We start from the raw sequence: 956 nt of genomic DNA, 5'->3' as shown, positions 1-956 counted from the left end.
GGGCTCGGTGTTGTGCCGAGCCCGCCGCTTGTGGTCGATCCGATCTATCAGCGTTGCAGTGTCAGCAGGCCTGGCCGATAGGGCAGCAGGCCGTAGTCGCCGCCGGAGTTGGGCGAACGCCCCTGGTACAGCAGCCGCAGATTACACGGATCAACGGTCATCGTCTGATCGGCGTTGCTGCGAATCAGCTCACCGTGACTGATGTCGTTGGTCCACGTGGCACCACTGTTGGCCTTACCAGCGAACGGATTACTCTCCGTCGCCGCCTGCGGCGTCCACGAACCACCCAAACTGGTAGAGGTGAACGAACGGAAGTAGCGACCCTGCGCCCCGATCGCCTCCACCAGCATCAGATACAGGTTCTGACCCTGAATCTTGTAGACCTGCACCCCCTCGAACAAGTTGTTCGTCGTATCACTCATGATCACCGTCGACGACGAACCGAAACTGCCCGGGAAGTTCCCGATCGGCATACTCGCCCGATAGATCTTGCCGTTGTCCCCCGCGAAGAACAGATACATGTTCGCGCCATCACCGATGACCGCCTGATCGATCGGCCCGGTACCAGACCCGGAGATACTGCCAGAGAACAGCGTCTGATGCGCCGACCACGAATTCACATTCGCCGGATCGGTCGAGGTCCGGTACGAGAACGCCGGCCCACCCCACTGATACGCCAACACCCAAATATTACGCGGGGCGAAGTAGAACAGCGAAGGCGCCACAGCCGAGAACGGCATCGGATTCTGACTGGCCGACGCCATCTCAGACCAATTCGTGAAAAGACCGAAGTTCATCGAACCCCAGCTCGTACCCGTGTCATGCGTCGTCGCGTACACCAACTGCCGACCGTTGTACGGAGCATGCGTGAAATCCTTCAACGACACCCACCCCGACCTCGGGTTCGCCAACGACCCCGTCGAACTCCACCGATAACTCGACGGAAGATTGCACGT

Annotated in this window: 1 protein-coding gene; it reads right to left on the bottom strand. The window is 59.8% G+C overall.

Annotated features, from left to right (window positions below; all coding sequences use genetic code 11):
* Positions 1-47 precede the first annotated feature (47 nt).
* Positions 48-956, bottom strand: a 909-nt coding sequence (locus V6V89_RS41485; protein ID WP_334625237.1) for a non-reducing end alpha-L-arabinofuranosidase family hydrolase, incomplete at its 5' end; no start/stop codon positions are given.

This window comes from Micromonospora sp. CPCC 206061 (assembly GCF_036906915.1).
Lineage (GTDB): Bacteria > Actinomycetota > Actinomycetes > Mycobacteriales > Micromonosporaceae > Phytohabitans.
This window is presented reverse-complemented; position numbering and strand designations above follow the sequence as displayed.